The organism is Sedimentibacter sp. LTW-03, assembly GCF_052059825.1.
Taxonomy (GTDB): Bacteria; Bacillota; Clostridia; order Tissierellales; family Sedimentibacteraceae; genus Sedimentibacter.
This window is the reverse complement of the sequence record NZ_CP197180.1, coordinates 1,577,633-1,602,222: the sequence shown is the minus strand read 5'-3', so window position 1 is coordinate 1,602,222 and position 24,590 is coordinate 1,577,633. Positions and strand designations below refer to the sequence as shown.

Here is a 24,590-nt window from a genome sequence, read left to right as displayed (position 1 = left end):
TTTGACTATAAAACCAGTTAACAGAAACAAAATGCGTTTGATGGCTGGGAAGGTATATTATACAGCTTTGCGGTACATGCTGTGGCATTCAGGTAAGTATAAATATGCCGGGCATCAATCCGAAAGCAATTTGGAATATGAATATTTTTCTCATAATACTCCATTGATCAGAAAGCTTAAGGAAGTTGATATGATTTATCAATACAATAAAATTATCAATCTGAAGCTTGCGGTTAAAAAAATTGACGGAATAATAATAAAGCCAGGAGAAACCTTCAGCTATTGGAAGTGTATAGGTAATCCTACTTCAAGAAAAGGTTATGTACAAGGCATGGTTTTATATTGTGGAAGCTATACCATGGGAATTGGGGGAGGATTGTGTCAATTGTCAAATCTGATATATTGGATGACTCTTCATACTCCGCTGACGGTTGTGGAAAGATATCGCCACTCATTTGATGTTTTCCCGGATTCAAACCGCACTCAGCCTTTCGGCAGTGGAGCAACCTGCGTTTATCCATACAGGGATTTGATGATAAGAAATGATACTGAAGATAACTTTCAGCTGAGAGTTAAGGTTGGAGACGCATACTTAGAGGGCAAGTGGCTGACTGATTTCAAGCCCTGCAGCAGATATGAGATAGTTGAAAAGAACCATAGATTTGAGAGCGAATACTGGGGAGCATTTAGCAGGCACAACGAGCTTTACAGAAAAAAATATAACTTGTCTGGAGAATTAATAGAAGAACAATATATAACAGAAAACCATGCGCTGATGATGTACTCACCATTTATAGAGTCGGAAGCGGAGTGAAGCTTTATGACGTTAGCGTATGGCTATTATATTATTGTATTAACTGCTGTTGCCTAATAAAACTTGTGAAGGAGGTAATAATGGGAGAATTAAGCAAATTACCGAATATAGGAATTAAACTTGAAGAACAGCTTAATGAAATCGGTATAAATACAACTGAACAATTAAAGAAAGTCGGAAGCAAACAGGCCTGGCTTGAAATTAAGGCTAATGATAATTCTGCATGCATTAACAGACTGTGCGCGTTAGAGGGAGCAATACAAGGAATCAGGTGGCACAGCCTTTCAGAGGAAATAAAAAGTGAGCTGAAAAAATTTTGCAATTCAGTAAAATAGCTAGCATTTTGCTACATAAAGTTAGGCATAGCACTTATGATGCCTCTCCGTAACATATATTATTGACGACTAATTATTCATAAAAGATAAAATTGTATTGATGTTGTCATTACAATGAGGTATAATTATGATGAGGTGATTTTATGTCAAAAACATATATTCAAGTGAGAGCGGAAGAAAGCGATAAGGAATTAGCATCTGAAATACTTGAAAAGTTAGGTACTAATTTATCTACGGTTGTAAATATGCTATTAAAACAAATTATTATGACTAAAAGCATTCCGTTTGAAGTGAAGCTTAATGAAACCAGCTATGCTGAAGATGAAGCAGTTTCTGAAATAGTTGCGACTTTAGCGATGGAAAATATGAATTTAACAAAAGAAGATATATTATTATTAAAAGAATATAGGAATGATAAGAGTTCAGCTGATAAAATTCGGAAAAAAATAATTTCTGAATATACCAAGGAGTAATAAGAATGAGCGATCATGTATATTGCTATGCTAATTCCGATGTATTGACTAATAAATTAAATATTCGAGATAGTAAGATATTGATTGAAGCTGAAAGAAAACTTACAATGTTACGTATTTCTGATTTGATTGACACTCCTATTGAAGGTGAGTTTGACTTAAGACATTTGCAGGCAATTCATAAATATATATTTCAAGATATTTATCATTGGGCTGGTGAAATTCGTACAGTAAATATATCTAAGGGAAATATGTTTTGTAAGGCTCAATATATTGAAGAACAGGCTAATAGTATTTTTGAAAGTCTGAAGAAGGACAACTATTTATATAGTTTGGGTCGAGATGAAATGATAATAAAATTAGCTTATTATTTTTCTGAAATAAATGCACTTCATCCTTTCAGAGAGGGTAATGGACGTAGTCAAAGAGAATTTATTAGAGAATTGGCACTGTTTTTCAATTATAGAATTGATTTTAGAAAAATAGATAATAACCTAATGTTAGAAGCTTGTAAAGATTCTTTTTTGTGCAATTATAGTAAAATGGAAGAACTATTTAATATTTGCTTAAGTGAAAAGTTATAGGCAATGTTTGTTATTTATCACAGAAAGTATATAACCATTTCGGCTTCGATAGCCTATGTCAATATATGATACTTTAACATTAATGATTGCGTTTGCGATGTTAGTAGCGGTTATCATAAATGACAAAAAAAGTTACTTATGATATGCCTCACCTGAATTAATTTTAAATGTTCTGTATATCTGTTCCATTAAAATTACTTTAAAAAGCTGGTGCGGAAATGTCATTTTGGAAAATGAAAGCTTGAAATTTGCAGCATCCAGAACTTCCTTGGACAGACCGTTACTGCCGCCTATTATAAACGTTATATCTGAAATTCCGTCAATTCCCAATGAATTGATTTTTTCGGCAAGCTCTTCTGAAGTAAGTTGTTTTCCCTTTACATCCAACACGACAATATAAGTGTTTTTTGGTATTTTATTTAATATTTTTATACCTTCTTTAATTTTAACCTGTTCTATTTCTGCAGGAGAAAAGCTTTCGTCAGCTCGTTCGTCATGTATTATCTCTTCTGACAGCCTGCAGAATTTTGTAAGTCTTTTTGAATATTCATTTATTGCGTCTGTAAAAAATCTTTCTTTAATTTTTCCTACGGAAATTATTGTAATTTTCATATTCGTATCCTTAAGCAAGTTTTTTTCATAATTTTTTTTCTCTATAATATAATAGTATAACAATAAGAAACAAATTTTTACAGGATTTTTTAAGTAAACGTTTACAATTTTATTATTGATTATAAACTATTAATATGTTATAATTTTTTAATAATCACGCTAACGCAAGCAATAAAATCCAAATTAGCGAGGTAGAAACTATGATAAAACTAATAAGAATTTTATGTGTTGCCTTTGCAATATGCTTTATAGGAACATATGCATACGGTCTTGCATATGAACCTTCAGATGAAGAAGAATTAATTAAAAATCTTGAAAGTAATTACAATATAAATATAATTATTCCGGATGACGGGGAATATGTAAGATACAGAGAATGTCTGCTGGTTCTTGAACGAGGGTTAAGCAGGTTCTCGGATGGAGTTATAAAGGAAATAACACAATACTATTTTGATAATGGTATAGAAACAAATATTATAATAAATAAGACTGAAAAAATAAAGGATTTGTTTTCTGAATATAAATTAAATGAGCATTCGGCTGATATATATATAAATACACTTCAAAGCAGCATGTATAATGCTTCTTGCGTTGCATCTGAGGAAGGATTTGTCTATGAGATGGGACGCTTTATAAGTGATTATTTATTTAATTCTTACGGCTATGACAAAATTAAAAAGGAATTTGAAAAATTAAATGAGGGTTATACATACGGTGCATGGAAAGATGGTTATGAAAATGTATTTGTAAATAAACATGCCTCCCTTAGCTTTGAAGATGAAGTTGTGGATTTAATATGGTTCAATGAAATTCATCCCAATATTGTAAGAACTATTGATAAAGATAATTATACCGTTATACATAAAAAGGTTGAGGTTTTAGCACATGCTTTAGATGAAAGTTTAAAATCCGTAACTGCGGATTCAAAGATGTGGCTTGAAGCCTTACCGCAAAAACCTGATTCTTGGGCATTAGATACTATACAAGCTATGAAAGAGGCAGCTCTTATTCCTGAAGAATTTGACGGAATGTATGGATCCTATGTAACAAGAGAAGATTTTTATGTACTGACTCTGAATGTAATAGAAAAAAAGCTTGGCAGAGAAGAATTCGTAAAAACTTTCAACTTAATTAGCGATGAGGGCAATGTATCCATTGACCCTGTAAAAGGTGAAATTTTTGTTAATAGTTGTGCAGATGTAGTAAACATTGATTTTAACGTGAGCGATTATAAAGAAAAAAAGCTTTATGAAGCATATCAGATAGGATTAATTGATGCCGAGGGATTGTCGGATTTAAATAAATATATAACCAGGCTTGAGATTGCAAGAATATTTAACTATCTGGGAAATGAACTGGGTGTTGATATTTCCGACTACGAGGCTGTTAATTATGATGACATTTCAAGTGTTAACAAATCTGAAAAAAACCTTATATATTTTGCATCAAGCAAAGGGCTGCTTAAGGGCTATGGAACAAGCTTCAAGCCTCACAATTATTGCACATACCAAGAAGCATATCTTATACTGATGAGATTTTATTCGCTAATTTAACAATACATATTGTTTGAAAATAACATATTTAATAAATTTTTCATATGTGTTATAATGGTAAAAATAATGAGGGTAGAGACATGTTTGACTTGAGAAGTATTGTAATAGGCATTGTGTTGATGCTGAAAAGATATACTTGTGTTGATATTACCATATACGCAGAGGAAAATGAAGAAGATTATAAAAGCGGCATAATGGCACTGCCCTTGATTGGTATTGCCATCGGCTTTATTGCGTTTATTATTTCGTCTCTGAAAATATTCTATGATGGGTTTTTTGTAAGTGCTTTAATCCTTTCATATTATAATGTAGTTACAAAAACCGTAACTATGAGAGATACCTACAAAACATTAAATTATTATATAAAACCAAAAAATCAGTCAGAGCAGCTTGCAGGGCTGATCGGTATTATATTGGTTAATTTAATGTATTTTTCTATTTTCAGAATTGTCTCTTCCACAGCACTGATAGTCATGGCTTCGGCAGGATACTCAGGTCTCATTATATCAAGCTCAGCAATAAAACGTAACAAGAGCAACACGACGATCATGAAGTACTGCGGGCGGTACCATATCATAGCAGCATTTGGAATTTCATTTTTTACAGCTGCCGTTTTTAATTACAGATTGGTTGTTTCACTTGCACTTACATATATTGTACTTGCTGCCGTTGTGAGCATTTTGGATGAAAAAATAAAAAAGCTTCCGAATTCAGTTGAAGGAACAATCATTGAAATGACGCAACTTTTGTTTCTTATAATTACATATATACTGAAAATTTAAAATTTTCAACTATGCATATTCAACGACCTGATGGTCGTTGTTTTGTATAAAATATGTAACGAACGGCAGCAATACATATACGCCGGATATACTGTTAAGCCCTTCCATAGAGGATTTTATGAATGGTAATGATGCTGTCTTGAATTATATTTTGGAATAATAATATATTTGTTGGAGAATAAAAAGGAGTATCATATTAATGTATATGTTGCTCCTTTTTTTAGCGATATTTTCCGCAGTGAAATGGGAATCGTCTTATAAATAAGAAAAAAAAAGAATACTAAAGCACAGCATAATATAATATTAAGGATAATAGGATATAATTAGTTGCAAACTTAATGAATACTGAGAGGTAAATATGTCGGGAATCAATGAAAAAAAGAAAAGAAATTGGAAGAATATCACGGGCTACTTCTTATTTGTTGTTTTATTAATCTCTATTGCTTATACGATAGTAAGAATAATAATGGCACCTTCCGAGCTTACCGTTTCGGATGCTCATGTTAAAATAAAAAGTGATTATGTTCTTATGCTTATACAGTGTATTCTAGGACTGATTGTAATGATGATTCCATCTATAGTTGAACGTCGGCTTTCAATAGATATTCCAAATAATATGGAAGTGCTATATTTTATATTTTTATTTTGTGCAATATATTTGGGAGAAGTTCGGGATTTCTACTATTTGATACCATACTGGGATACAATTCTGCATGCATTCAGCGGGGCCATGCTTGGGGCGCTAGGGTTTTGGCTTGTGAGTTTTTTAAACGATGCCAGTTACATTAACCTAAAATTGAGTCCGTTTTTTGTTGCAATGTTTGCTTTTTGCTTTGCATTGGCAGCAGGAGCTGCTTGGGAGATTTATGAATTTACTTTTGACGGCTTGCTATCTCTTAATATGCAAAAACATACGCTGAAAAACGGAATTCCGTTGGTTGGAAGAGAAGCTTTGGAGGATACAATGAAGGATATAATTGTTGATGCGGTTAGTGCATTTGCGGTTTCTACTACAGGATATTACCAATTACTAAAACAAGAAATGTGCGATACGAAGGATATTGATTCCATGCTTTAGAGACACTATTGCGTTTGCTTTGACTAAAAGCTATTTGCTGAACTGAAGCTCGTTTGCAACAAACTTAGAATATACTCAATGTGGAATTAATTATTGGAAAAACAATATTATCAATTATATATTTTTGTGTTATACTTTTCATAGCATAGAGACAAAAATTATAAGAAGGAAGTTGACAGATGAGAGATACCAATATTTTGATATGTGATGATGATCCGGTGGTGCATGAATCTCTTAAAATATACTTAAAAAATGAGGGCTTTGCATGCATGTCGGCCTATGACGGAGAGAATGCCTTGATGCAGGTCAAAGATAACCGACCTGATTTGGTTGTGCTTGATATTATGATGCCAAAAATAAACGGGCTGGACGTATGCAAGGAAATAAGAAAATCAAGCACGGTGCCGATAATTATGCTGACTGCAAAGGGCGAGGAAATTGACAGGATTTTGGGCCTGGAGCTTGGAGCGGATGATTACATAGTAAAGCCTTTCAGCCCCAGGGAAGTAGTGGCCAGGATTAAGGCTGTAAGAAGAAGGATTACTGAAAATGCAGTAGAAGGAAAATCATTGACCCTTTTGTTTGGCGAAATGAAAGTAAGCATTAAAAAGTATCAGGTTACGTACAAGAATGAAGTTGTAATTTCAACGCCTAAGGAGGTTGAAATACTATACCTTCTTGCTTCTAATCCGGGACAAGTATTTTCAAGAGAGCAGATACTTGACAGAGTGTGGGGATATGAATATTACGGTGACACACGTACCGTTGATACACACATTAAGCGAATAAGATCAAAGCTGCCTCAGGATGGTACAAGCTGGAGTCTGCAGACAGTGTACGGAGTTGGATATAAATTCGAGGTGGAACAGTGAAAAATACAATAACCAGACGCCTTACAATCTTAATTTCACTGGCACTGATGATATCATCGGTGCTTGTAGCTTTTTTGGGTGCTGTAATGTCGGAAAGTATTAAAGTGGATAATATGGGGAAGCAGCTTATTCCGGCTCTTTCTCTTGTGGAACAGAACACTCTTAATTATATTGACGGAAATATTGACAGAAATACATATGAAAACATTATAATGAATTCCGTGGAGGAAAATAACAGACAATATATTATATTTAACTCTGACGGTACAATTCTTATAAACACAGGAGAAAAAACAGATAATACTACAGAAGAAAAAATAAATGATTCAATCAGTGAAATTTTAAAAAATAAAAAAACGGTTGTTAAATTATACGATTATCCGAATAATCCTTTGGTGCTTGTGGGGATACCGATTGTAAAGGAAAATCAAATTATTTGTGCCGCATTTGCTTTGGAGTGTGCAGCTGATTTCTTGCCTGACAGGATGCGTTTTATGAAGGCTGTGATTATTTCTTTGTTTATAGTTATTCCTTTTATTTCGGTTCTTTCATACATGGTTTTACAAAGAATAGTCAAACCTGTGAAGAATGTTGTAGAGGTGGCTCTTTCTATGACTGAGGGAGATTTTTCGATTCGGGCTGATGAAACTCTGAAAGGAGAAATAGGTTTTTTAGGAAGAACCTTAAATAAGATGTCTGTTGACTTGTACAGAAATGTATCACAGCTTTTTATAGAAAGAAACAGGCTTCAAAAAGTTTTGGACAGCCTTGAAGAGGGCATGATTGCAGTAGATGAAAATAAAAATATAACGCATTTCAACAAAGTGTTTTTGGACATGTTTAATTTAAAGGAGGATATAAAGGAAACGTGTGTGGATGACATAGAAATAATATCTGAGGATTTGACAGAACTTACACAGGTTATTGAGGGAAAATATTCTATCGTTAAAAATAGTACTGCTAATGGACGTATTATAAGAATAATAATAGCTTCAATAGAGGATGAGAAAAGCTCTGCAGTAGGTGCTGTTATATTGTTTAGAGATATTACTGAATTAGAAAAACTGGAAAGCATGAGAAAAAATTATGTGGCCAATGTATCTCATGAACTTCGTTCACCGCTGACATCTATAAGAGGGCTAATTGAGCCACTTATGGATTCCATTGTGACTGACGAAAAGGATATTAAAAGATATTATAATATAATTTATCAGGAGAGCCTGAGACTTTCAAGGCTTGTGGATGATATTATGGAATTGTCCAGGCTTCAGAACGATGGGGCGGTTATTGATAAAAGCAGGGTAGATTTAAAAGCTCTCTTGGAAATGGTATATGAAAGATACAGGCTGCATGACGAGGAAATCAGTCTTGTATATTCTGCAAGCCCAGTTCCAAAGGTTTATACCAATTATGACAGGATTGAGCAGGTCATGGTAATATTGCTGGATAATGCTTATAAATTTATAAAAAAAGGCGGAACTATAGAAATATCCACAAAGATAGCAGAAAAATATGTTGCGGTTTCAGTTGAAGATACTGGTGAAGGCATTTCACCTGATGACTTACCATATATTTTTGACAGATTTTATAAAAGTGACAAGTCACGTTCAAAAAAAGGTACAGGACTTGGCCTTTCCATTGCAAAAGAGATACTCAATATAATGGGTGAGAGCATAACGGTGGAAAGCACTGCCGGAAAGGGAAGTAAGTTTGAATTTACGGTACACACAGAAGAAATATAAATGAATAAATATCTGAGCATAAGCTGGGGCTTATGCTTTTTTTGTTAACATTATTTCCAAGTTGTTCACAATTGTTCAAATTCATACCATACTAAATACAAATATATAAATTATAATTACTTTAAAATTGTTTAGGGAATACAAATTGTGAGGTGTAAAATGCCTGATGAATTGAAGATCAAAACAACTTTAGTTTTTTTAGAGGCACAGTCAGAGGGGTGGGGGTTCCTGAACGAGGGCAGAAAAATTGCTGATGATACAAATACTCAATTGTACATAATAAATGTTCAGGAAAATTGCAAATGGGGAAGAAAGTTGAGCAGAGAGCTGGAAGATATGTTTACTCTTTCAGAGAAGCTTAACGCACAGATGCTCATATTTTTTTCTGATAATCCTATTGACATACTAAAAGATTGTATTGAGAGGTTCAATGTTATAAACATAATTCTGCCAAACGATAATACAGTTTTGAGCACCCTTGAAAAAAAATCTAAAGTTAATACAGACAGTGTTAAAGTATATGTTTTTTAGTAAAACAAGAAAGGAATGATGAATATGAAAAAAATTACGGCCTTTATATGCATTGCTTCTATATTGCTGTGTTCGTCAGTATATCCGGTATATGCTGCTGATAAAAACACGGATGATTCCAAAGACAGCACGGAAGTTACAGCACCATACAAGCTACCTGAGGATGAAGGAAAAGACAGTAAATCTTCTGAAGAAGATAGTGAGAATACTGATGAGGAAGAACCCAAGGAAAAAAATGTTGTTAATTTCACCGCTGAATCGGCAGTAGAATACGGGTTGGAGCATAACAAAACTATTGAAATATTGGATAATAAGATTAAGATTGCTGAGGTATTGTATCAAAATTCAAAGAAGAATGCCAAAGATCTTAAAGATGCCAAAAAAACCCTCAACGATGCAAACAATGAGCTTTTTGATAAACAGAAGGAGTTGGCAGAAGGAATAAGCAATCTAGATAAAGCGGAGGCGCTTCTTGGCAAAGGTATAGCTCCACAGTCAATACCATTTAAGGATCCTTTGGGAAATGCAATTGTTATTCCTGCAGGCTCTAATATAGTATCTGAGTTAGTTAAAAACGGATACCCTGAAAGCATGGCACAAAGCGTTGCTTCACAAATAATATCCGGTGTTGAAAATGAGCTGGAAGGATCAAAAGGTAAAATAAGCGAAGCTTCCACAGCACTGTCCGAAGCAAAGGAAACACTTGAATTAAAAAAAGAGCAGTTTAAGGATGTACTTAAAGATACCTCTGAAAAGCTTGATGTAAAGATGGATTACGGAAGTTTTATAACACTTGATGCAAATGATGCAAGTAAACTTATGATAGAAATGGGCGGAGTTAATCTTGATGTAACCAGGTATGCAAAAAGTATATACAAAAACCAGATAGCAATGCTTATAAATAAAAATTATTATGATGCATTGTACACAAAAAAATTTGCAGAACTTAAAGAAATTGCAATGAAACGCGGAGAAAAGCAGTACAATATTGTTAAACTGTCTTATGATAACGGAATGAAGGCGAAAGACGATCTTTTGCTAAGTAAAATGTATTATGACAGCACAGTTCTTCAATACGATCTGGCAATAGCTGATTATAATAATGCGGTTACAGAGTTGAAAAAAAATATGAATATTGATTTTGATACTGAAATAACACTGGCAGATGTGGATCCAAATAATGCAGAAGTTGAAAGCCTTGAGGAAGGAATAAAATCAGGGTTGACAAACAGGCTTGAAATACAGCAGGCTTTGGGGCAACTGGCTATATATCAGCTAAACGAAAAGCTGATTACATCAAGAGCTGAATATAGAACAAATTCCAGAGCAATTAAAGAGGCTAAACTGTTGAGGGAAGGTGCAGAGCTGCAGCTTGAACAGGTTAAAAAAACTGTGGAATCCGACATTGTGCAGTCTTATGAGACAATGACCGCATTGAATAAAATGCTGGAAGAATCAAAAGAACTTGTAGGCAATGCAGAGGAAGTTGTAAGAATTGCTAAGCTGAAGTATGAGCAGGGGTTTGGTGTAGAAAACTCTCTTTTAAAACAGATGAATCTTGAGGAGAGTTCCGGCACTGTGATTGAACTTATTGCGGCACAGGAAAAGCTGTCAGAGGTTGAGGCTCAGGTTGCTCAAATTAGATACAACAGCATAATGGCAAGAATAAAGTATCAAAATGATGCAGGAATTTTAATTTATAAATAAGAAAGGACGGAAAGCATATGAACAGATTTAAAGATACATTGAAAACTGTCTCCAATAAGGAGTGGATAAGTAGGAATATCAGAAAAATTGTTGTTTCTCTCGTGGTAATATGCTCAGCAATGATTATTACCGTAGGGGCGGTTCAGGTAAGTGCCGGCAGTATTGATAAGGATAAATCTCAAGGTATTGTATATGCCAAGGACGTAAGCCTAAACACAAAAATACCTGGGAGAATTGTGAAGTTTTATGTAGAAGAAGGACAGAAGATTAAGGCGGGGGATCCTATTGTAGAAATATCAAGTGAGGAGCTGCAGGCCAAAAAGGCGCAGCTGGAAGCGCAGATAGAGCAGGCACAGGCAGGTGTTGATGCATCGAAGGCATTGCTTGAAATGGCTCAGGGAAACTACAGTCTGTCTCAGGAGAGGGTAAAGCAAGCAGAGGCAGGGCTCAAGGCAAGTCAAAGTCAAAGAGATATGGCAAAGGCTGTAAGCGAAAAAGCCGAAAATGGTGCTAGAACGCAGGAAGTAGCTCAGGCTGAAAGTGCATATAATTTATGGAAATCTACATATGACAGAGCTAAGGTTCTTTATGAGGGAGGAGCTCTTACAAAGCAGAAGCTTGAAGAAATAAAAACACAGATGGATGTTTCAGAGCAGACTCTAAATATGGCAAAAGAAGGGGCAAGATCGGAAGATAAAAAAGCAGCCTTAGCACAGCTCTCAATGGCTGAGGCAGGAGTCCAGTCCAGCGCGTCATTGCTTAATCAGGCAAATGAAGCTTCAAACATTGCTCTTGCTCAGGTAAATCAGGCTCAGGCTGGGCTTACGGCGGCTCAGGGAAAGTTAGAGCAGGCTAAAGCAGGACAGCAGGAGGTAGAGGTATATCTGCAGGATACGCTTATAAAATCTCCTATTGACGGAACTGTTACAGCGTTAAATTCCGATGAGGGAGAGCTGGTATCTACAGGAACTTCCATAGGAACAGTTAGTAATTTGGATAAGTGCTGGGTGAGTGCAAATCTTGATGAATATAAGCTGAGCGATCTGTCGGAAGGACAGTCGGTAGATGTAAATCTTCCAGCTTACAAGGGGAAGAAATTTATAGGTAAAATAGTTACAATCAATAAGCAGCCGGATTTTGCCGTAAAAAAAGCTACATCGGAAAACGGAAATATTGATATTGTTTCATACGAAGTAAAAATTGAATTAGATAATCATGATGAGCTAATAAGACCCGGAATGACAGCTATCGTGGATTTTGCTGATTAGGATGTGTGTGCAATGATTTTTAAAAGCTTTAAAGACGAATATTATAGCTTTAGGAAAAATAAAATGAGCATTTTAGTGCTTCTGGTATTACCGTTGATCTTTGCTATAGTGCTGGGCTTAGAACTGTCGCATGAATTTATTGACAGCATTCCAATGGCAGTTATAGACTATGATAAATCCACATTTAGCATGCAGCTTACGGATGCCTTTGACAGCAATGAAATATTTAATGTTGTTTATCATCCGGCAAATGAAGATGAACTGGAATACCTTATGAAAAACAGCAAAGCAAGGGTAGGAATGATTATACCGAAGAATTTTTACAATGATATAGCCATGCTTAAATCTCCTACCGTAATGATGGTGTATGACGGAAGCCATATGTCCATTACAAGTGCCGCAAAAACAAAGGCTACCGAAATTCTATTGACATATAAAGCTGGAGCGGCAATTAAACAACTTACGGCAAGGCTGGATATGCCGTATGAAGAGGCATACAATATTGCTCAAGCAATAAAATTCAGTAATCAAACATTGTATAATCCAACAAAAAGTTTTGATAATTTCCTGTCTCCGATTTTGTTGGCAGGGTATGTACAGTCTGCTATAGCATTGGTGGCTGCAGTGGCTGTAGATCACGGTATATATAAAAAAAGAAGAAGCGAACGTTTGGGATATTCAACAGGCAAGACTATATTTTATACTATTTGCGGCACAATTGCTTTTATGATTAATATTGTTTTTCAGGTTGTGGTATTCCGCCTTCCTTTTGAAGGTAACATATTCTATGCGGTAATTTTATCCGCTGCCTTAAGCTTTTCAGTTTCTGCATTCTGCATTCTTATTTCTGCCCTGTTTGAGAACAGAATGATAGCCGTAGTTGCAGGAGCAGTTGTATTTATTCCTAATTCTGCAATGGCTGGAACTACATGGCCTCTATTGTCGATGCTTTCAGGATACAGGAGTTTTGCTGAATTTCTGCCCTTTACTCACTATGTAAGTAATATACGGTATTTATACCTTAAAGGGCTTTCAATAAATCAAATTTACGGAGATATAATTTATATGCTTATCTTTGGAGCGGTAATGTTGCTGCTGTCTGAAGGAGTTATGCTTATAGCGGAGCAAAAATCCGATTTCGGGGAGGTGAAGGCTTATGACTTATATGAACGCGATGAAAAGGGGATTTCGCTCAATATTTAAGCACAAGGGCATGATGATAATTGTTTTTATTGGTCCGATTTTTCTTACACTTCTTTTTGGAGGCATATATTACAATGATTATGTAAAAGATGTGCCTGTTGCTGTATTGGATGAAGACTGCACCAGCCTCAGCCGGCTTGTAAACAGTTATTTTATTACAAATGAAAGATTTCAGGTAACGAATTATCCCGAATCAAGACAAGAACTTCAGGAGCTCATTGACAACGGGGAAGTGCAAATGGGGTTATATATTCCGAAAGGTTTTGAAAGCAAGGTAGGAACGTATAAATCCTCTGAAATATTGGTCATTACAGACGGTTCAAATGTTGTTACGGCAAACAATGCTTTGGCCCAGGCTACTATGATAGTTCAATCAGTTTCAGCCGGAATTGAAATGAAGCTGATACAGGGTAAAGGTGTTTTGCCTGCTGTGGCTGAAAACATGGCTCTCGTATATAACATTGGCGAAAGAATTTTATTCGACCCTAAAATGACCTACATGAATTACCTTATGATTTGTTTCCTGGCAATATTCATTCAGCAGCTTATGCTTGCTGCCATGGGAGGTTCTTTTTTCAGAGAGAGCGAATACATAACACATGGAGATACTGCTAAAAAGGTACTGGGAATAGTAAGCTCATGTTTTATAGCAATGATACCGGCGTTGATTGCAAGTATTTTGATTCTTAAAATGCTTTTCCATGTTCCGTTTACCGGGAACATGCTTACGGTTGTTATAATGACACTTTGCTTTATATTGGCGCTTACAGGGCCGTCTCTGATTATGTTGTCATTAACAAAGGACAGGATTAAATATTCACAGCTTGAATTTATGCTGTCGCTGCCCACATTTGCAACTGCTGGATGTGTGTGGCCTGTAGAGCAGATGCCGTGGATTTTAGCAGTGATAATGAAAATATCCTGGCCTTTGATATATTATGCAAAAACAGTGCAGGAGGTAATTATAAAAGGGATGGGATTCATTACTGTTCTTCCAAACATTATAAGTCTTTTACTGTTTTCTGCAATTTGGTTTCCATTAGGTATTCATTTATATAAAAAATCATTTACGCTCACATATTCTGATACCATACAGCAGTAATGAATGTCTGCAGACCGTGAAAAATCCATTTTTTCGCGGTCTTTCAGTACATTGACAAATAAAATTGATTGTAGTATAATCAAAAAAATCAGACTTTTTAGGGCTTTCTCGTCTTATGTGCTGGAAGGTTCTTTTTAATATATGGAGGTTACAATGGAGAATAAAAAGGTTATATTCAGCGGTATGCAGCCATCAGGATCACTTACGCTGGGAAATTATCTTGGGGCATTAAAAAACTGGGTAAAGCTTCAGGGCGAATATGACAGCTATTACTGTGTAGTAGATATGCATGCCATTACAGTTCCAAAGGAACCCAAGAATTTGAGAAAAAACACACTGGAGGTACTTGCTAATTATATTGCAGCAGGCTTGGATCCAGACCAGGTTACTTTGTTTATACAATCCCATGTATCTGCTCATGCGGAGCTGTCATGGGTTTTAAACTGCTTAACATACTTCGGTGAGCTGGGGAGAATGACGCAGTTCAAAGATAAGTCACAAAAACTTGACAACAATTCAATTCCAGCCGGGTTATTTACATATCCTGTCCTTATGGCGGCAGATATACTCTTATATCAGGCTGATCTAGTTCCTGTTGGAGAGGATCAGAGACAACATCTTGAAATTACAAGAGACATTGCTCAAAGGTTTAATAATCGCTTCAGCGAAACGTTCAAAGTTCCGGATGCATTTATATCTAAGGACGGAGCAAAAATAATGAGTCTTCAGGATCCCACCAGCAAAATGTCAAAATCAGATCCAAATGAAAATTCATATATAATTTTAATGGACGATCCTGATGCGGTCAGAAGAAAGCTTAAAAGGGCAGTAACAGATTCTGAGGGCGTTGTAAGGTACGACAATAACCAGCCCGGCGTTAAAAACTTGATAAATATATATTCTAAAATAACCGGTAAATCATCCGATGAAATAGTATCTCTTTATGATGGAAAGGGCTATGCCCAATTCAAGGAGGACGTTGCAGAGATAATAATCGGAGAGCTTAAACCTCTTCAGGATAAAATTGATTACTTGCTGAAGAACAAAGATTATCTGGAAAGAATTTATGTAAAAGGCGCTGAAAAAGCTGAGGTAGTAGCAAGAAAGACATTGAGAAAGGTTTATAAAAAGGTAGGCTTTATTCCAAGATATTAATTCATAACGGAGGACACATGATTGTAATTAAAAACGGCTATATAAAAACTATGGCAGGTAAAGATATAGAAAACGGACAAATAATTATTGAAGAAGGAAAGATAAAGGCTGTTGGCAAGGAACTGGAGATACCAGATGATGCAGAGGTAATAGACGCAGGAGGGCTAATAGTTTCTCCTGGTTTTGTTGATGGTCACTGTCACATAGGCATGTGGGAAGAGGGCATAGGTTTTGAAGGATCAGATGGCAATGAAGATACGGAACCCATAACTCCACAGCTGAGAGCAATTGATGCAATAAACCCCATGGACCAAGGGTTCACGGATGCAATTGAAGGTGGAGTAACAACAGCGATAACAGGACCGGGAAGTGCTAATGTAATAGGCGGAACATTTTTGGCTATGAAGACATACGGCAAAAGAGTGGACGATATGGTTATAAAAGATCCTGTTGCCATGAAAATTGCTTTTGGCGAAAACCCAAAAAGGGTATATGATGAACAGCACAAGTCTCCTGTAACTCGAATGGCCATAGCTGCATTGCTCAGGGAAACGCTGTACGAGGCAAAGGAATATAAGGAAGATTTGGATGCTTCTGTTGAAGATCCTGACAAAAAGCCAGATTTTGATCTTAAGCTTGATGCTCTACTGCCTGTTATGAGAAAAGAGATTCCTTTGAAGGCGCATGCTCACAGGGCGGATGACATATTTACGGCACTTAGGATTGCCAAAGAATTTGATTTAGACATTACTTTAGATCATTGCACGGAAGGACATTTAATTGCCGAAGAATTGAAGGAAGCAGGCAAGAGTTGCTTTATTGGGCCAACTTTTGGGTCCAGAACAAAGTATGAACTTAAGAATAAAAGCTTCGAAACACCTAAAGTATTATATGATTCAGGAATAAAAATTGCAATTATAACAGATTCAAATGTTATACCCATTCAACACATACCTATGTGTGCAGGCATGGCAGTGAAGGCCGGACTTCCGGAAGAAGAAGGATGGAGATCAATAACAATAAATCCAGCTGAAATTACCGGAATAGCTGACAGAGTTGGAAGCATCAAGGCAGGTAAGGATGCGGATATAGCAATATTTAAAGGCAATCCTTTATTGGATGTTGATTATGAAACTGTAATGACCATAATAGACGGCAGAATTGTTTATAAAAACGAAAAGGTAATAGCTTAGCTATCAGCTATACATTTTGACGTTCTATTATGCAATAAACAAGTATAAACCTATTGCATATGGGTATATAAAATATTGAATTAAATTAAATGTAGTTTTGTAGAACAATCAGCTTGTATTATTATCAAATAATTGATATAATGATAATTGGTTATCCCCCCCGATAACTAAAAATATTCCCAATACCCCTTTAAGCATTTTTAATGCTTAACAAAAAGGCCGAAAGGCCTTTTTGTGTTTATCAATTCGTAAAATTCAATAAATATATTTATTAATTAAGGGAGACAAACTATGTGTGAGGATTAAATTTAATGGCGGTGCTATAGAATTCTCAGCTAGTTATTTGCAAGTTATTGAATTATTTATTAAAATTTGTGTAATATATGAAAAAAAACTTGCAAAATGTCTTTAGAAAGAATAAACTTATCAGTGGAAAAAAAGAGGATGGTAAATATGAAAAATAAGATAATAAATATAGCGGTAATAGCCCACGTAGATGCGGGAAAATCAACATTAGTAGATGCATTTCTTCAACAAAGCGGCGTTTTTAGAGAAAACCAGGAAATGGTAGATCAAGTAATGGATTCTAACGCAATTGAACGTGAACGAGGAATAACTATTTATTCAAAAAACTGCTCAGTAATGCATGGAGATTATAAAATTAATATTGTGGATACGCCAGGGCATGCGGATTTCTCATCAGAGGTTGAGCGTATTATGAAGACTGTGGATACAGTTATTCTGCTGGTTGACTCAATAGAAGGCCCTATGCCACAAACTAGATTTGTTCTTCAAAAGTCACTGGCAATAGGTCTGAAACCTATTCTGCTTATTAACAAAATAGACAAGAAAAACAATAGAGCAGAAGAAGTTGTAGACATGGTATTTGACTTATTTGTTGAGTTGAATGCCACTGATGAACAGCTTGACTTTCCTATATTGTACGGAATAGCAAAACAAGGCATTGTTCAGTACGAACTGGATCAGCCCAGCGACAGCATAAAACCATTGTTCGAAACAATAATAAATCACGTTGCGCCGTATCCTGACAGAGATGGAGAAGATTTGCAAATGCAGATATCTTCACTTGCGTATGATGAATATATAGGAAGACTTGGAATAGGAAGAGTTACAGCCGGGACAATCAAAGAGGGCCAGACTGTATCTGTGGCAAAGCATGACGGATCTGTAGAAAAGCAAAAGGTATCAAATATATTTATATACCAAGGCCTTAGCAGAATAAGCGTAAAAGAAGCTTCAAGCGGCGAAATAGTAGTAGTGGCAGGAGTCCCAAACATTTCCATAGGCGATACGATATGTACAGAAAACAAAGTAAAACCCATGGAGACAATCAAAATAGAAGAGCCGACACTTTCAATGAATTTTTTGATAAACACATCTCCATTTGTTGGATTGTCAGGCAAGTATGTGACTACAAGACATCTTAAAGCAAGGCTTGAAAAGGAGCTTGAGGTAAATGTAGGGTTAAGGGTTGAACCGTTGGAAGATGCTGTAGACGGTTACAAGGTATCAGGAAGAGGAGAGCTTCATATTTCAATCCTCCTTGAAAACATGAGAAGAGAAGGCTATGAAGTTGCGGTTTCACGTCCTGAAGTAATACTGAGAAAAATTGATGGCGTTACCATGGAGCCTATTGAAAGAGTATTTGTAAATGTTCCTGAAATATATTCAGGTTCAGTAATTTCAAAGCTTAATGTAAGAAAAGGAATGATGGTATCCATGACTCCAGACGGAAATTATGTAAGGATTGAGTACATGGTTCCTACAAGAGGACTTCTGGGTTACAGAACAGAGCTGATAAATGATACCAGAGGCGAAGGTACAATGGTAAGGAGCTTTGACCATTACGAGAAATACAAAGGAGAAATTCCTCAAAGAATTAACGGAGTGCTTATTTCAAACGACGAAGGTGAAGCAATTGCATATTCTTTAAATAACCTTGAAAGCAGGGGAACATTGTTCATCAGTGCCGGTGAAAAGGTGTATGAAGGAATGATTATTGGTATGTGTGCAAGAGGAGAGGATATAACCGTAAATCCGTGCAAGGCTAAAAAACAGTCCAATACAAGATCTTCATCAGCGGATGATTCAATAAAATTATCACCTCCAAGAATCATGACATTGGAATCGGCGTTGGAATTTATTAATGATGATGAGCTTGTGGAAGTAACTCCTGACAATATAAGATTAAGAAAAAGACATCTTACTGAAATGGACAGAAGGAAACACGCGAACAGATTGAAGACACAATAATATATTTAATAAAAATGGAAGAGCAGCTGCTCTTCCATTTCTTAACTGATAGTGACATTCAATATGGAAACTATTTTCAATTTTTTCTTCTTGGTAATTACACATTTAACTATTTCGAATAAATTAAATTTTCGTCCCTTAAATTTAACAAAACTTCATTGTAAAATTTGGATGCTTCATACTTTGCCATTGGCAGGTTCATATCGAGGTAGTTTCCGCAGGAGCGTGCATCTGCTCCGGGAATTTCTCCTTCATAATCTTTAATGAACTTAAACATTTCTTTTATTATATCAACAACATCTATTGATTTTAAGTCTCCTTTAAAAATAACATAAAATCCTGTTCTGCATCCCATTGGCCCAAAATACACTGTTTGCTTGTCATAAACCGCATGATTCCTTAGAAATGTTGCTCCCAGATGTTCTATTGCATGCAACTCTGCTGTGTTGATTACAGGTTCATTATTGGGTTCCTTCATTCTTATGTCAAATGTAGTTACAGCTGAATCATTCACAGCATCTTTTCTTGAAACGTATATTCCTCTTTTTAATTTCAGATGATTTACCTGAAAACTTTCAATTTTTTTCATTTGTACTCCTTTATAAAAAATATATATTTTGACTATATTTATATTAATTTAATTTTACAACAATTAGATTGGTATGTAAACTTATATGATTGTAAAAAATATATCACCGTGATATAATGACATAATAGTAAAAGGAGAGTAGTATGAAGGCTAAAGAATATTTGTTTATAATGCAAAAAATTTTGCACTATACAGATGAAGGTGTTCATGTTTTGGATAATAGTGGCAATACAATAATATATAACGAAGCAATGTCTAAGCTTGAAAAAATGGAAACCAAGGAAGTAATGAAAAAACCCTTCGGAGAAGTGTTCAAAAATCTGGATGTAGATAACAGCACACTGCTTAAGGCGCTTAACTCTCGTGTTACTACGTCGGATCTTAAGCAAACTTATCTTAACAAGGACGGAAGAGAAATAACAACTATCAATACAACATTTCCGGTTGTAATTAATGACGAAGTTATTGCAGTTGTTGAAGTAGCTAAAAACATAACAAAAATGACCGAAATGTCTCATACTATCTTAAAGCTACAAAATGAAATCGGCAAGCCGGAAACCGCTAAAACTAAAAGAATCAGGAAGTATAATTTTAATAATATAGTTGGGAGCAGCAACAATTTCATTAACGTAATAGAGAAGGCAAAAAAAGCATCAAAAAATTCGGCTTCGGTATTCATATTCGGAGAAACAGGCACTGGTAAGGAGCTCATAGCTCAGAGCATCCACTATGAAGGCGTTAGAAAGGATAAACCTTTTATAGCGCAGAATTGCGCAGCTCTTCCAGAGTCATTGCTTGAGGGGCTTTTGTTTGGTACGTCTAAAGGAGGATTTACCGGCGCTATGGACAGGTCTGGGCTTTTTGAGCAGGCTAACGGTGGCACATTGTTGCTTGATGAGATAAATTCAATGCCGTATGAACTTCAGGCTAAACTTTTAAGAGTTTTGCAGGAAAATTACATCAGAAGAGTTGGTGGTACAAGAGATATACCAATAGATGTAAGAATAATTTCCACTAGCAATGAACCACCGGAAGTAATATTGAAAAATGGCAAAATAAGAAAGGACTTGTTTTACAGATTAAATGTAATTCAGCTGAATGTTCCGCCACTTCGTCAACGCAAGGATGACATTATGATGCTTGTAAATATGTTTATTCACAAATACAATGACAGGTTAAATAAAGAAATATTGTCTATAGAGAAGGACGCACAGGAAAATCTTTTGAAATATAACTATCCCGGCAATGTCAGGGAACTTGAAAATATTGTTATGGCTGCTATAAGCATGACAGATGATAATGAAAGAATATTGAAGCTAAACCACTTTAATGTGCTTGATGCAGATAGAGAGTATTCGAATGTTGATCACGAAATGGATGATGAGGGCATCGATGAATACTTAAGTAACTTGGAAAAATGTATAATTGAAAAAGCTTTGAGAAATAACAACAATAATATAACAAAAGCAGCTGAGGCGTTGAAAATTAAGCGGCAAACGCTTCAACATAAAATAAAGAAATATGAAATAATGCAATAAATAGCAAATATGTTTGCGCTAAACGCAAAAATATTTGCTATTTTTGCGTTTTTTTATTTTGAAAATGGTATTTTTATGTAATTTATACATATGTATAAATTTATTACTTTTACTGGTAAATGATTTTTTTTCATTGGAATATAAACGCTACAAAGCGTTGTGAAAGCATTAAAACAAATATTTTATTTATTTTAGAAAATGTTTGGCATAGTTATTGCTAAATATATAGTTAAGGGAGTCAGGGGTATATGAAGTGTTAAAGTTGTAAATAATAAATATGCTTTAACTTTTATGTTTGATGCGGCGTGACCGCAACTATAATATATCTATTTAAATAAGGAGGATTCAAAATGCAGAATGTAAAAGTAATTATTTGGGGCCTTGGAGCAATGGGTTCTGGTATGGCTAAAATGTTATTAAACAAAAAAGGTGTTGATATCGTAGGTGCAGTAGGCAGAGGAGCAAAAATCGGTAAAAGCATGTATGAAATAATAGGAGTTGAAAAAGGAGACAGACCGGAAGTTTTAATAGGCTCTCCTGAAGATGTTATCAAGGAAAAGGCTGCAGACGTTGTTTTGTGCTGTACTGACTCTTATACCAAAGTTGCTTTCGAAAGACTTAAATTTGTTTTAGAAAGAAAAATTAACGTTGTATCGAGTGCTGAAGAAATGTCATACCCACAGGCTCAATCTCCTGAGCATGCTAAGAAATTAGATGAAATAGCAAAAGCAAACGGAGTTTCAATACTTGGTACAGGAATTAACCCTGGCTTAATTATGGACCTGCTTGTTGTTGTTATGACAGGTTGCTGTGAATCAGTTGACCACGTAATTTCAAGAAGAGTTAACAGCTTGTCTCCGTTTGGACCAACTGTTATGCAGGAACAAGGTATAGGAATCACAGCTGATGAATTCAATAAAGGCGTTGAAACAGGTCACTTAGCAGGGCATGTAGGATTCCATGAATCAATTAGTATGATTGCTGATGCTATAGGTTGGAAAGTAGACAAAATAACTACTTCAATGGAACCTATAGTTACAGATGTTGATAGAAAATCTCCTTATGGCTTTGCAGCAGCTGGAAATGTTGCTGGCGTTGCAATGAAAGGTTTTGGATACGTTGACGGAGAATTAAAACTTGAGATGGATCATCCACAGCAGATTGAGCCAGAACAGGTTGGAGTACAGACAGGTGATTATGTAATAATTAAGGGAACACCAAATATTAACATGGTAAATTCACCTGAAGTTCCAGGAGGAATAGGTACAATTGCAATGTGCGTAAACATGATACCTCAGATAATCAATGCAAAACCAGGATTAAGATCAATGATTGATCTGCCTGTTCCAAGAGCTATTATGGGTGATATGAGAGATTTAATAGATCCTGAATGCAAAATAGTTAAATAATTGTTAACAGAATAAAAAGTATAATCGATACTTATGTATGTTAAGAAATAAAATAATAAATAAGGAAGTGCAATAATGATTAAAAAAGGCGAATGGGTTTTAATACACAGAAATATATTAGAACCGTCACAAAGAGCACCTCAGGCTCCAGATGATACTAAAAAAGTTCCTCTGGAAATGTGGGTTAAAGGATATCTGCAAGATGACGCAAATGTAGGCGATGAAGTAACAGTTATTACAAGGACAAAACGTACAGAAAAAGGAACTTTGCTGGAAGCAAATCCGTACTATAAACATGACTTTGGCACATTTGTTCCTGAGCTAATGAAAATCAGCGATCAAGTGAAAGATATTTTATTTGGAGGTGCTGACAATGAGTAAGGATATGAGCTATTCAGCGGTAATGAGCAGAAGGCCTGAGATAATGAAGCAGGCAGCAGGACTTGATTTCTCTGTATTTGAGAGCGGTTCTATAGCTTTTGACTACGAAAGAATGATGAGAGAGGCAGGATTTTCAATTGAAGAAATTCAAAAAATCCAATCAGATCACGGCGTTGGAAATACTCCCATAATAGAACTGAGAAATCTTACAGCATTAGCAAGAAAAATGGCACCGGCAGGAAAAGGCGCTAGAATATTTATAAAAGATGAAGCAGCAAATGCATCTGGTAGCTTTAAAGCAAGAAGAGCATCTACAGCAGTATATCAGGCATGGAAACTTGGATATAAAGGTGTTGTTTCAGCAACAAGCGGTAACTATGGTGCAGCAGTTGCATCACAGGCTGCAATGTATGGATTGAAATGTATAGTAGTTCAGGAGTGCTATGATTCTAAAGGAATTGGACAGCCTGAAATAATTGAAAAAGCTAGAAAATGTGAAGCACTGGGCGCAGAAGTAGTACAACTTACTGTAGGACCTGAATTATTCTACACATTCTTGGCTATACTTGAAGAAACAGGATATTTCAATGCATCACTTTATACACCATTTGCAATCGCAGGCGTTGAAACATTGGGATATGAAATAGCAATGCAGTTTAGAGAAAAGCACGGCAAGGACCCAGATGTGGTAGTTTGCACAAATGCCGGCGGAGGAAACTTGACTGGTACTGCAAGAGGGTTGAAAAAAGCAGGAGCTGAATCAAAAATAGTTGCAGCAAGTGTTGACTTGTCAGGATTGCATATGGCTTCTGACAGTCAGTTTAATAGAAAGTCATTTACAACTGGACATACAGGGTTTGGAATGCCATTTACAACATGGCCAGACAGATCAGATGTTCCTCGTTCAGCTGCAAGACCGTTAAGATACATGGATAGATATTTAACAATTCGTCAAGGCGAAGTATTTTATATAACCGAAGTTCTTGCAAGTCTTGAAGGACTGGAAAAAGGGCCTGCAGGAAATACTGCATTAACAGCTGCATTCTCTCTGGCACAGGAATTAGATCAGGATCAGATGATAGTTGTACAGGAAACTGAATACACTGGAGCAGGAAAGCATATACAGCCACAGCTTTCATTTGCAAGACAAAACGGAATAGAAGTAAAATTCGGGGATCCTAAAGATGAAGTTCCGGGTAAAAATATAATTCTTCCTTCACATCCGTCATTGATTAAAGCAAATGATGCAGACTTAGAACACATGAGAAAATCTCTTATTAAAAATGCTTTGAAAAACTATGATGTTGTACCAAATGATGCAGATATTGAGTTCCTTGCAGAGGAAACAAAGACAGATAAAGATTACGTAAAGAAAGTATTAGAGACTTTATAAGA

Annotated in this window: 24 protein-coding genes; 22 read left to right on the top strand and 2 right to left on the bottom strand. The window is 35.6% G+C overall.

Annotated elements, in window-relative coordinates:
- The first annotated feature begins 31 nt into the window (after positions 1 to 31).
- The 5 genes from ACS3UD_RS08050 to ACS3UD_RS08030 all read left to right on the top strand — a co-directional run bounded on the left by ACS3UD_RS08050 (position 32) and on the right by ACS3UD_RS08030 (position 2,348).
- The gene (locus tag ACS3UD_RS08050; protein ID WP_308140101.1) at positions 32 to 814 is read left to right on the top strand and encodes a VanW family protein; all 783 of its coding nucleotides are present in this window, start codon (positions 32 to 34) and stop codon (positions 812 to 814) included.
- Positions 815 to 894: 80 nt separating this feature from the next.
- Entirely contained in the window at positions 895 to 1,149 is a 255-nt protein-coding gene (locus ACS3UD_RS08045; RefSeq protein ID WP_308136972.1) for a TfoX/Sxy family protein, read from the top strand.
- Between the two features lie 143 nt (positions 1,150 to 1,292).
- The gene (locus tag ACS3UD_RS08040; RefSeq protein ID WP_308136973.1) at positions 1,293 to 1,622 is read left to right on the top strand and encodes a type II toxin-antitoxin system RelB/DinJ family antitoxin; all 330 of its coding nucleotides are present in this window, start codon (positions 1,293 to 1,295) and stop codon (positions 1,620 to 1,622) included.
- A 5-nt stretch (positions 1,623 to 1,627) separates the two neighbouring features.
- On the top strand, positions 1,628 to 2,206 hold the full coding sequence (locus tag ACS3UD_RS08035; protein WP_308136974.1) for a Fic/DOC family protein: 579 nt from the start codon (positions 1,628 to 1,630) through the stop codon (positions 2,204 to 2,206).
- 55 nt (positions 2,207 to 2,261) lie between these two features.
- Positions 2,262 to 2,348, top strand: coding sequence for a putative holin-like toxin (locus ACS3UD_RS08030; protein WP_374049911.1), 87 nt, complete (start codon positions 2,262 to 2,264; stop codon positions 2,346 to 2,348).
- Here ACS3UD_RS08030 and rlmH read toward each other — a convergent pair.
- Complete coding sequence (rlmH, locus tag ACS3UD_RS08025) at positions 2,339 to 2,818, bottom strand: 23S rRNA (pseudouridine(1915)-N(3))-methyltransferase RlmH (RefSeq protein ID WP_308136975.1); 480 nt, start codon at positions 2,816 to 2,818, stop codon at positions 2,339 to 2,341. The genes ACS3UD_RS08030 and rlmH overlap by 10 nt on opposite strands.
- 200 nt (positions 2,819 to 3,018) lie before the next feature.
- On the opposite strand from rlmH, the gene ACS3UD_RS08020 reads away from it, so the two are divergent.
- The 13 genes from ACS3UD_RS08020 (at position 3,019) to typA (ending at position 19,278) form a co-directional block, all read left to right on the top strand.
- Positions 3,019 to 4,371 carry an S-layer homology domain-containing protein gene (locus tag ACS3UD_RS08020; protein WP_308136976.1) on the top strand — a complete coding sequence of 451 codons (1,353 nt, stop codon included), beginning with the start codon at positions 3,019 to 3,021 and terminating at the stop codon, positions 4,369 to 4,371.
- 80 nt (positions 4,372 to 4,451) lie between these two features.
- On the top strand, positions 4,452 to 5,153 hold the full coding sequence (locus ACS3UD_RS08015; protein ID WP_308136977.1) for a hypothetical protein: 702 nt from the start codon (positions 4,452 to 4,454) through the stop codon (positions 5,151 to 5,153).
- 358 nt (positions 5,154 to 5,511) lie between these two features.
- The gene (locus ACS3UD_RS08010) at positions 5,512 to 6,231 is read left to right on the top strand and encodes a hypothetical protein (protein ID WP_308136978.1); all 720 of its coding nucleotides are present in this window, start codon (positions 5,512 to 5,514) and stop codon (positions 6,229 to 6,231) included.
- Positions 6,232 to 6,410: 179 nt separating this feature from the next.
- The gene (locus tag ACS3UD_RS08005; protein ID WP_308136979.1) at positions 6,411 to 7,103 is read left to right on the top strand and encodes a response regulator transcription factor; all 693 of its coding nucleotides are present in this window, start codon (positions 6,411 to 6,413) and stop codon (positions 7,101 to 7,103) included.
- Positions 7,100 to 8,845 (top strand): sensor histidine kinase, encoded by a 1,746-nt coding sequence (locus ACS3UD_RS08000; RefSeq protein WP_308136980.1) that lies wholly within the window; start codon positions 7,100 to 7,102, stop codon positions 8,843 to 8,845. The genes ACS3UD_RS08005 and ACS3UD_RS08000 overlap by 4 nt, the downstream gene beginning before the upstream one ends.
- Positions 8,846 to 9,004: 159 nt before the next feature.
- Complete coding sequence (locus ACS3UD_RS07995; protein ID WP_308136981.1) at positions 9,005 to 9,376, top strand: hypothetical protein; 372 nt, start codon at positions 9,005 to 9,007, stop codon at positions 9,374 to 9,376.
- Between the two features lie 24 nt (positions 9,377 to 9,400).
- The gene (locus tag ACS3UD_RS07990; protein WP_308136982.1) at positions 9,401 to 11,083 is read left to right on the top strand and encodes a TolC family protein; all 1,683 of its coding nucleotides are present in this window, start codon (positions 9,401 to 9,403) and stop codon (positions 11,081 to 11,083) included.
- 17 nt (positions 11,084 to 11,100) lie between these two features.
- Positions 11,101 to 12,351, top strand: coding sequence for an HlyD family secretion protein (locus ACS3UD_RS07985; RefSeq protein WP_308136983.1), 1,251 nt, complete (start codon positions 11,101 to 11,103; stop codon positions 12,349 to 12,351).
- 12 nt (positions 12,352 to 12,363) lie between these two features.
- The gene (locus ACS3UD_RS07980; RefSeq protein WP_308136984.1) at positions 12,364 to 13,554 is read left to right on the top strand and encodes an ABC transporter permease; all 1,191 of its coding nucleotides are present in this window, start codon (positions 12,364 to 12,366) and stop codon (positions 13,552 to 13,554) included.
- The gene (locus ACS3UD_RS07975; protein WP_308136985.1) at positions 13,508 to 14,656 is read left to right on the top strand and encodes an ABC transporter permease; all 1,149 of its coding nucleotides are present in this window, start codon (positions 13,508 to 13,510) and stop codon (positions 14,654 to 14,656) included. Before ACS3UD_RS07980 ends, ACS3UD_RS07975 begins: the two co-directional genes overlap by 47 nt.
- Before the next feature lie 153 nt (positions 14,657 to 14,809).
- Positions 14,810 to 15,811 (top strand): tryptophan--tRNA ligase, encoded by a 1,002-nt coding sequence (gene trpS / locus ACS3UD_RS07970; protein WP_308136986.1) that lies wholly within the window; start codon positions 14,810 to 14,812, stop codon positions 15,809 to 15,811.
- Positions 15,812 to 15,828: 17 nt separating this feature from the next.
- On the top strand, positions 15,829 to 17,004 hold the full coding sequence (locus ACS3UD_RS07965) for an amidohydrolase (protein WP_308136987.1): 1,176 nt from the start codon (positions 15,829 to 15,831) through the stop codon (positions 17,002 to 17,004).
- Between the two features lie 444 nt (positions 17,005 to 17,448).
- Positions 17,449 to 19,278, top strand: coding sequence for a translational GTPase TypA (gene typA, locus ACS3UD_RS07960; RefSeq protein ID WP_308140102.1), 1,830 nt, complete (start codon positions 17,449 to 17,451; stop codon positions 19,276 to 19,278).
- Between the two features lie 109 nt (positions 19,279 to 19,387).
- Here the strand turns inward: typA and ACS3UD_RS07955 are convergent, their stop codons facing one another.
- Positions 19,388 to 19,867: an S-ribosylhomocysteine lyase gene (locus ACS3UD_RS07955; protein ID WP_308136988.1), complete on the bottom strand. Its 480-nt coding sequence runs from the start codon at positions 19,865 to 19,867 to the stop codon at positions 19,388 to 19,390.
- A gap of 143 nt (positions 19,868 to 20,010) precedes the next feature.
- Between ACS3UD_RS07955 and ACS3UD_RS07950 the strand changes: the two genes are divergently transcribed.
- The 4 genes from ACS3UD_RS07950 (at position 20,011) to ortB (ending at position 24,588) form a co-directional block, all read left to right on the top strand.
- Entirely contained in the window at positions 20,011 to 21,405 is a 1,395-nt protein-coding gene (locus tag ACS3UD_RS07950; protein WP_308136989.1) for a sigma-54 interaction domain-containing protein, read from the top strand.
- A 350-nt stretch (positions 21,406 to 21,755) separates the two neighbouring features.
- The gene (gene ord, locus ACS3UD_RS07945; RefSeq protein WP_308136990.1) at positions 21,756 to 22,814 is read left to right on the top strand and encodes a 2,4-diaminopentanoate dehydrogenase; all 1,059 of its coding nucleotides are present in this window, start codon (positions 21,756 to 21,758) and stop codon (positions 22,812 to 22,814) included.
- A 75-nt stretch (positions 22,815 to 22,889) separates the two neighbouring features.
- Positions 22,890 to 23,195: a 2-amino-4-oxopentanoate thiolase subunit OrtA gene (gene ortA / locus ACS3UD_RS07940; protein ID WP_308136991.1), complete on the top strand. Its 306-nt coding sequence runs from the start codon at positions 22,890 to 22,892 to the stop codon at positions 23,193 to 23,195.
- Positions 23,188 to 24,588 carry a 2-amino-4-oxopentanoate thiolase subunit OrtB gene (gene ortB, locus ACS3UD_RS07935; protein ID WP_308136992.1) on the top strand — a complete coding sequence of 467 codons (1,401 nt, stop codon included), beginning with the start codon at positions 23,188 to 23,190 and terminating at the stop codon, positions 24,586 to 24,588. The genes ortA and ortB overlap by 8 nt, the downstream gene beginning before the upstream one ends.
- Positions 24,589 to 24,590 lie beyond the last annotated feature (2 nt).

Coding starts and splice junctions, on each gene's coding strand:
- ACS3UD_RS08050 (WP_308140101.1), top strand. CDS start 32: ATGCGTTTGATGGCTGGGAAGGTATATTATACAGCTTTGCGGTACATG.
- ACS3UD_RS08045 (WP_308136972.1), top strand. CDS start 895: ATGGGAGAATTAAGCAAATTACCGAATATAGGAATTAAACTTGAAGAA.
- ACS3UD_RS08040 (WP_308136973.1), top strand. CDS start 1,293: ATGTCAAAAACATATATTCAAGTGAGAGCGGAAGAAAGCGATAAGGAA.
- ACS3UD_RS08035 (WP_308136974.1), top strand. CDS start 1,628: ATGAGCGATCATGTATATTGCTATGCTAATTCCGATGTATTGACTAAT.
- ACS3UD_RS08030 (WP_374049911.1), top strand. CDS start 2,262: ATGTCAATATATGATACTTTAACATTAATGATTGCGTTTGCGATGTTA.
- rlmH (WP_308136975.1), bottom strand. CDS start 2,818: ATGAAAATTACAATAATTTCCGTAGGAAAAATTAAAGAAAGATTTTTT.
- ACS3UD_RS08020 (WP_308136976.1), top strand. CDS start 3,019: ATGATAAAACTAATAAGAATTTTATGTGTTGCCTTTGCAATATGCTTT.
- ACS3UD_RS08015 (WP_308136977.1), top strand. CDS start 4,452: ATGTTTGACTTGAGAAGTATTGTAATAGGCATTGTGTTGATGCTGAAA.
- ACS3UD_RS08010 (WP_308136978.1), top strand. CDS start 5,512: ATGTCGGGAATCAATGAAAAAAAGAAAAGAAATTGGAAGAATATCACG.
- ACS3UD_RS08005 (WP_308136979.1), top strand. CDS start 6,411: ATGAGAGATACCAATATTTTGATATGTGATGATGATCCGGTGGTGCAT.
- ACS3UD_RS07995 (WP_308136981.1), top strand. CDS start 9,005: ATGCCTGATGAATTGAAGATCAAAACAACTTTAGTTTTTTTAGAGGCA.
- ACS3UD_RS07990 (WP_308136982.1), top strand. CDS start 9,401: ATGAAAAAAATTACGGCCTTTATATGCATTGCTTCTATATTGCTGTGT.
- ACS3UD_RS07985 (WP_308136983.1), top strand. CDS start 11,101: ATGAACAGATTTAAAGATACATTGAAAACTGTCTCCAATAAGGAGTGG.
- ACS3UD_RS07980 (WP_308136984.1), top strand. CDS start 12,364: ATGATTTTTAAAAGCTTTAAAGACGAATATTATAGCTTTAGGAAAAAT.
- ACS3UD_RS07975 (WP_308136985.1), top strand. CDS start 13,508: ATGACTTATATGAACGCGATGAAAAGGGGATTTCGCTCAATATTTAAG.
- trpS (WP_308136986.1), top strand. CDS start 14,810: ATGGAGAATAAAAAGGTTATATTCAGCGGTATGCAGCCATCAGGATCA.
- ACS3UD_RS07965 (WP_308136987.1), top strand. CDS start 15,829: ATGATTGTAATTAAAAACGGCTATATAAAAACTATGGCAGGTAAAGAT.
- typA (WP_308140102.1), top strand. CDS start 17,449: ATGGTAAATATGAAAAATAAGATAATAAATATAGCGGTAATAGCCCAC.
- ACS3UD_RS07955 (WP_308136988.1), bottom strand. CDS start 19,867: ATGAAAAAAATTGAAAGTTTTCAGGTAAATCATCTGAAATTAAAAAGA.
- ACS3UD_RS07950 (WP_308136989.1), top strand. CDS start 20,011: ATGAAGGCTAAAGAATATTTGTTTATAATGCAAAAAATTTTGCACTAT.
- ord (WP_308136990.1), top strand. CDS start 21,756: ATGCAGAATGTAAAAGTAATTATTTGGGGCCTTGGAGCAATGGGTTCT.
- ortA (WP_308136991.1), top strand. CDS start 22,890: ATGATTAAAAAAGGCGAATGGGTTTTAATACACAGAAATATATTAGAA.
- ortB (WP_308136992.1), top strand. CDS start 23,188: ATGAGTAAGGATATGAGCTATTCAGCGGTAATGAGCAGAAGGCCTGAG.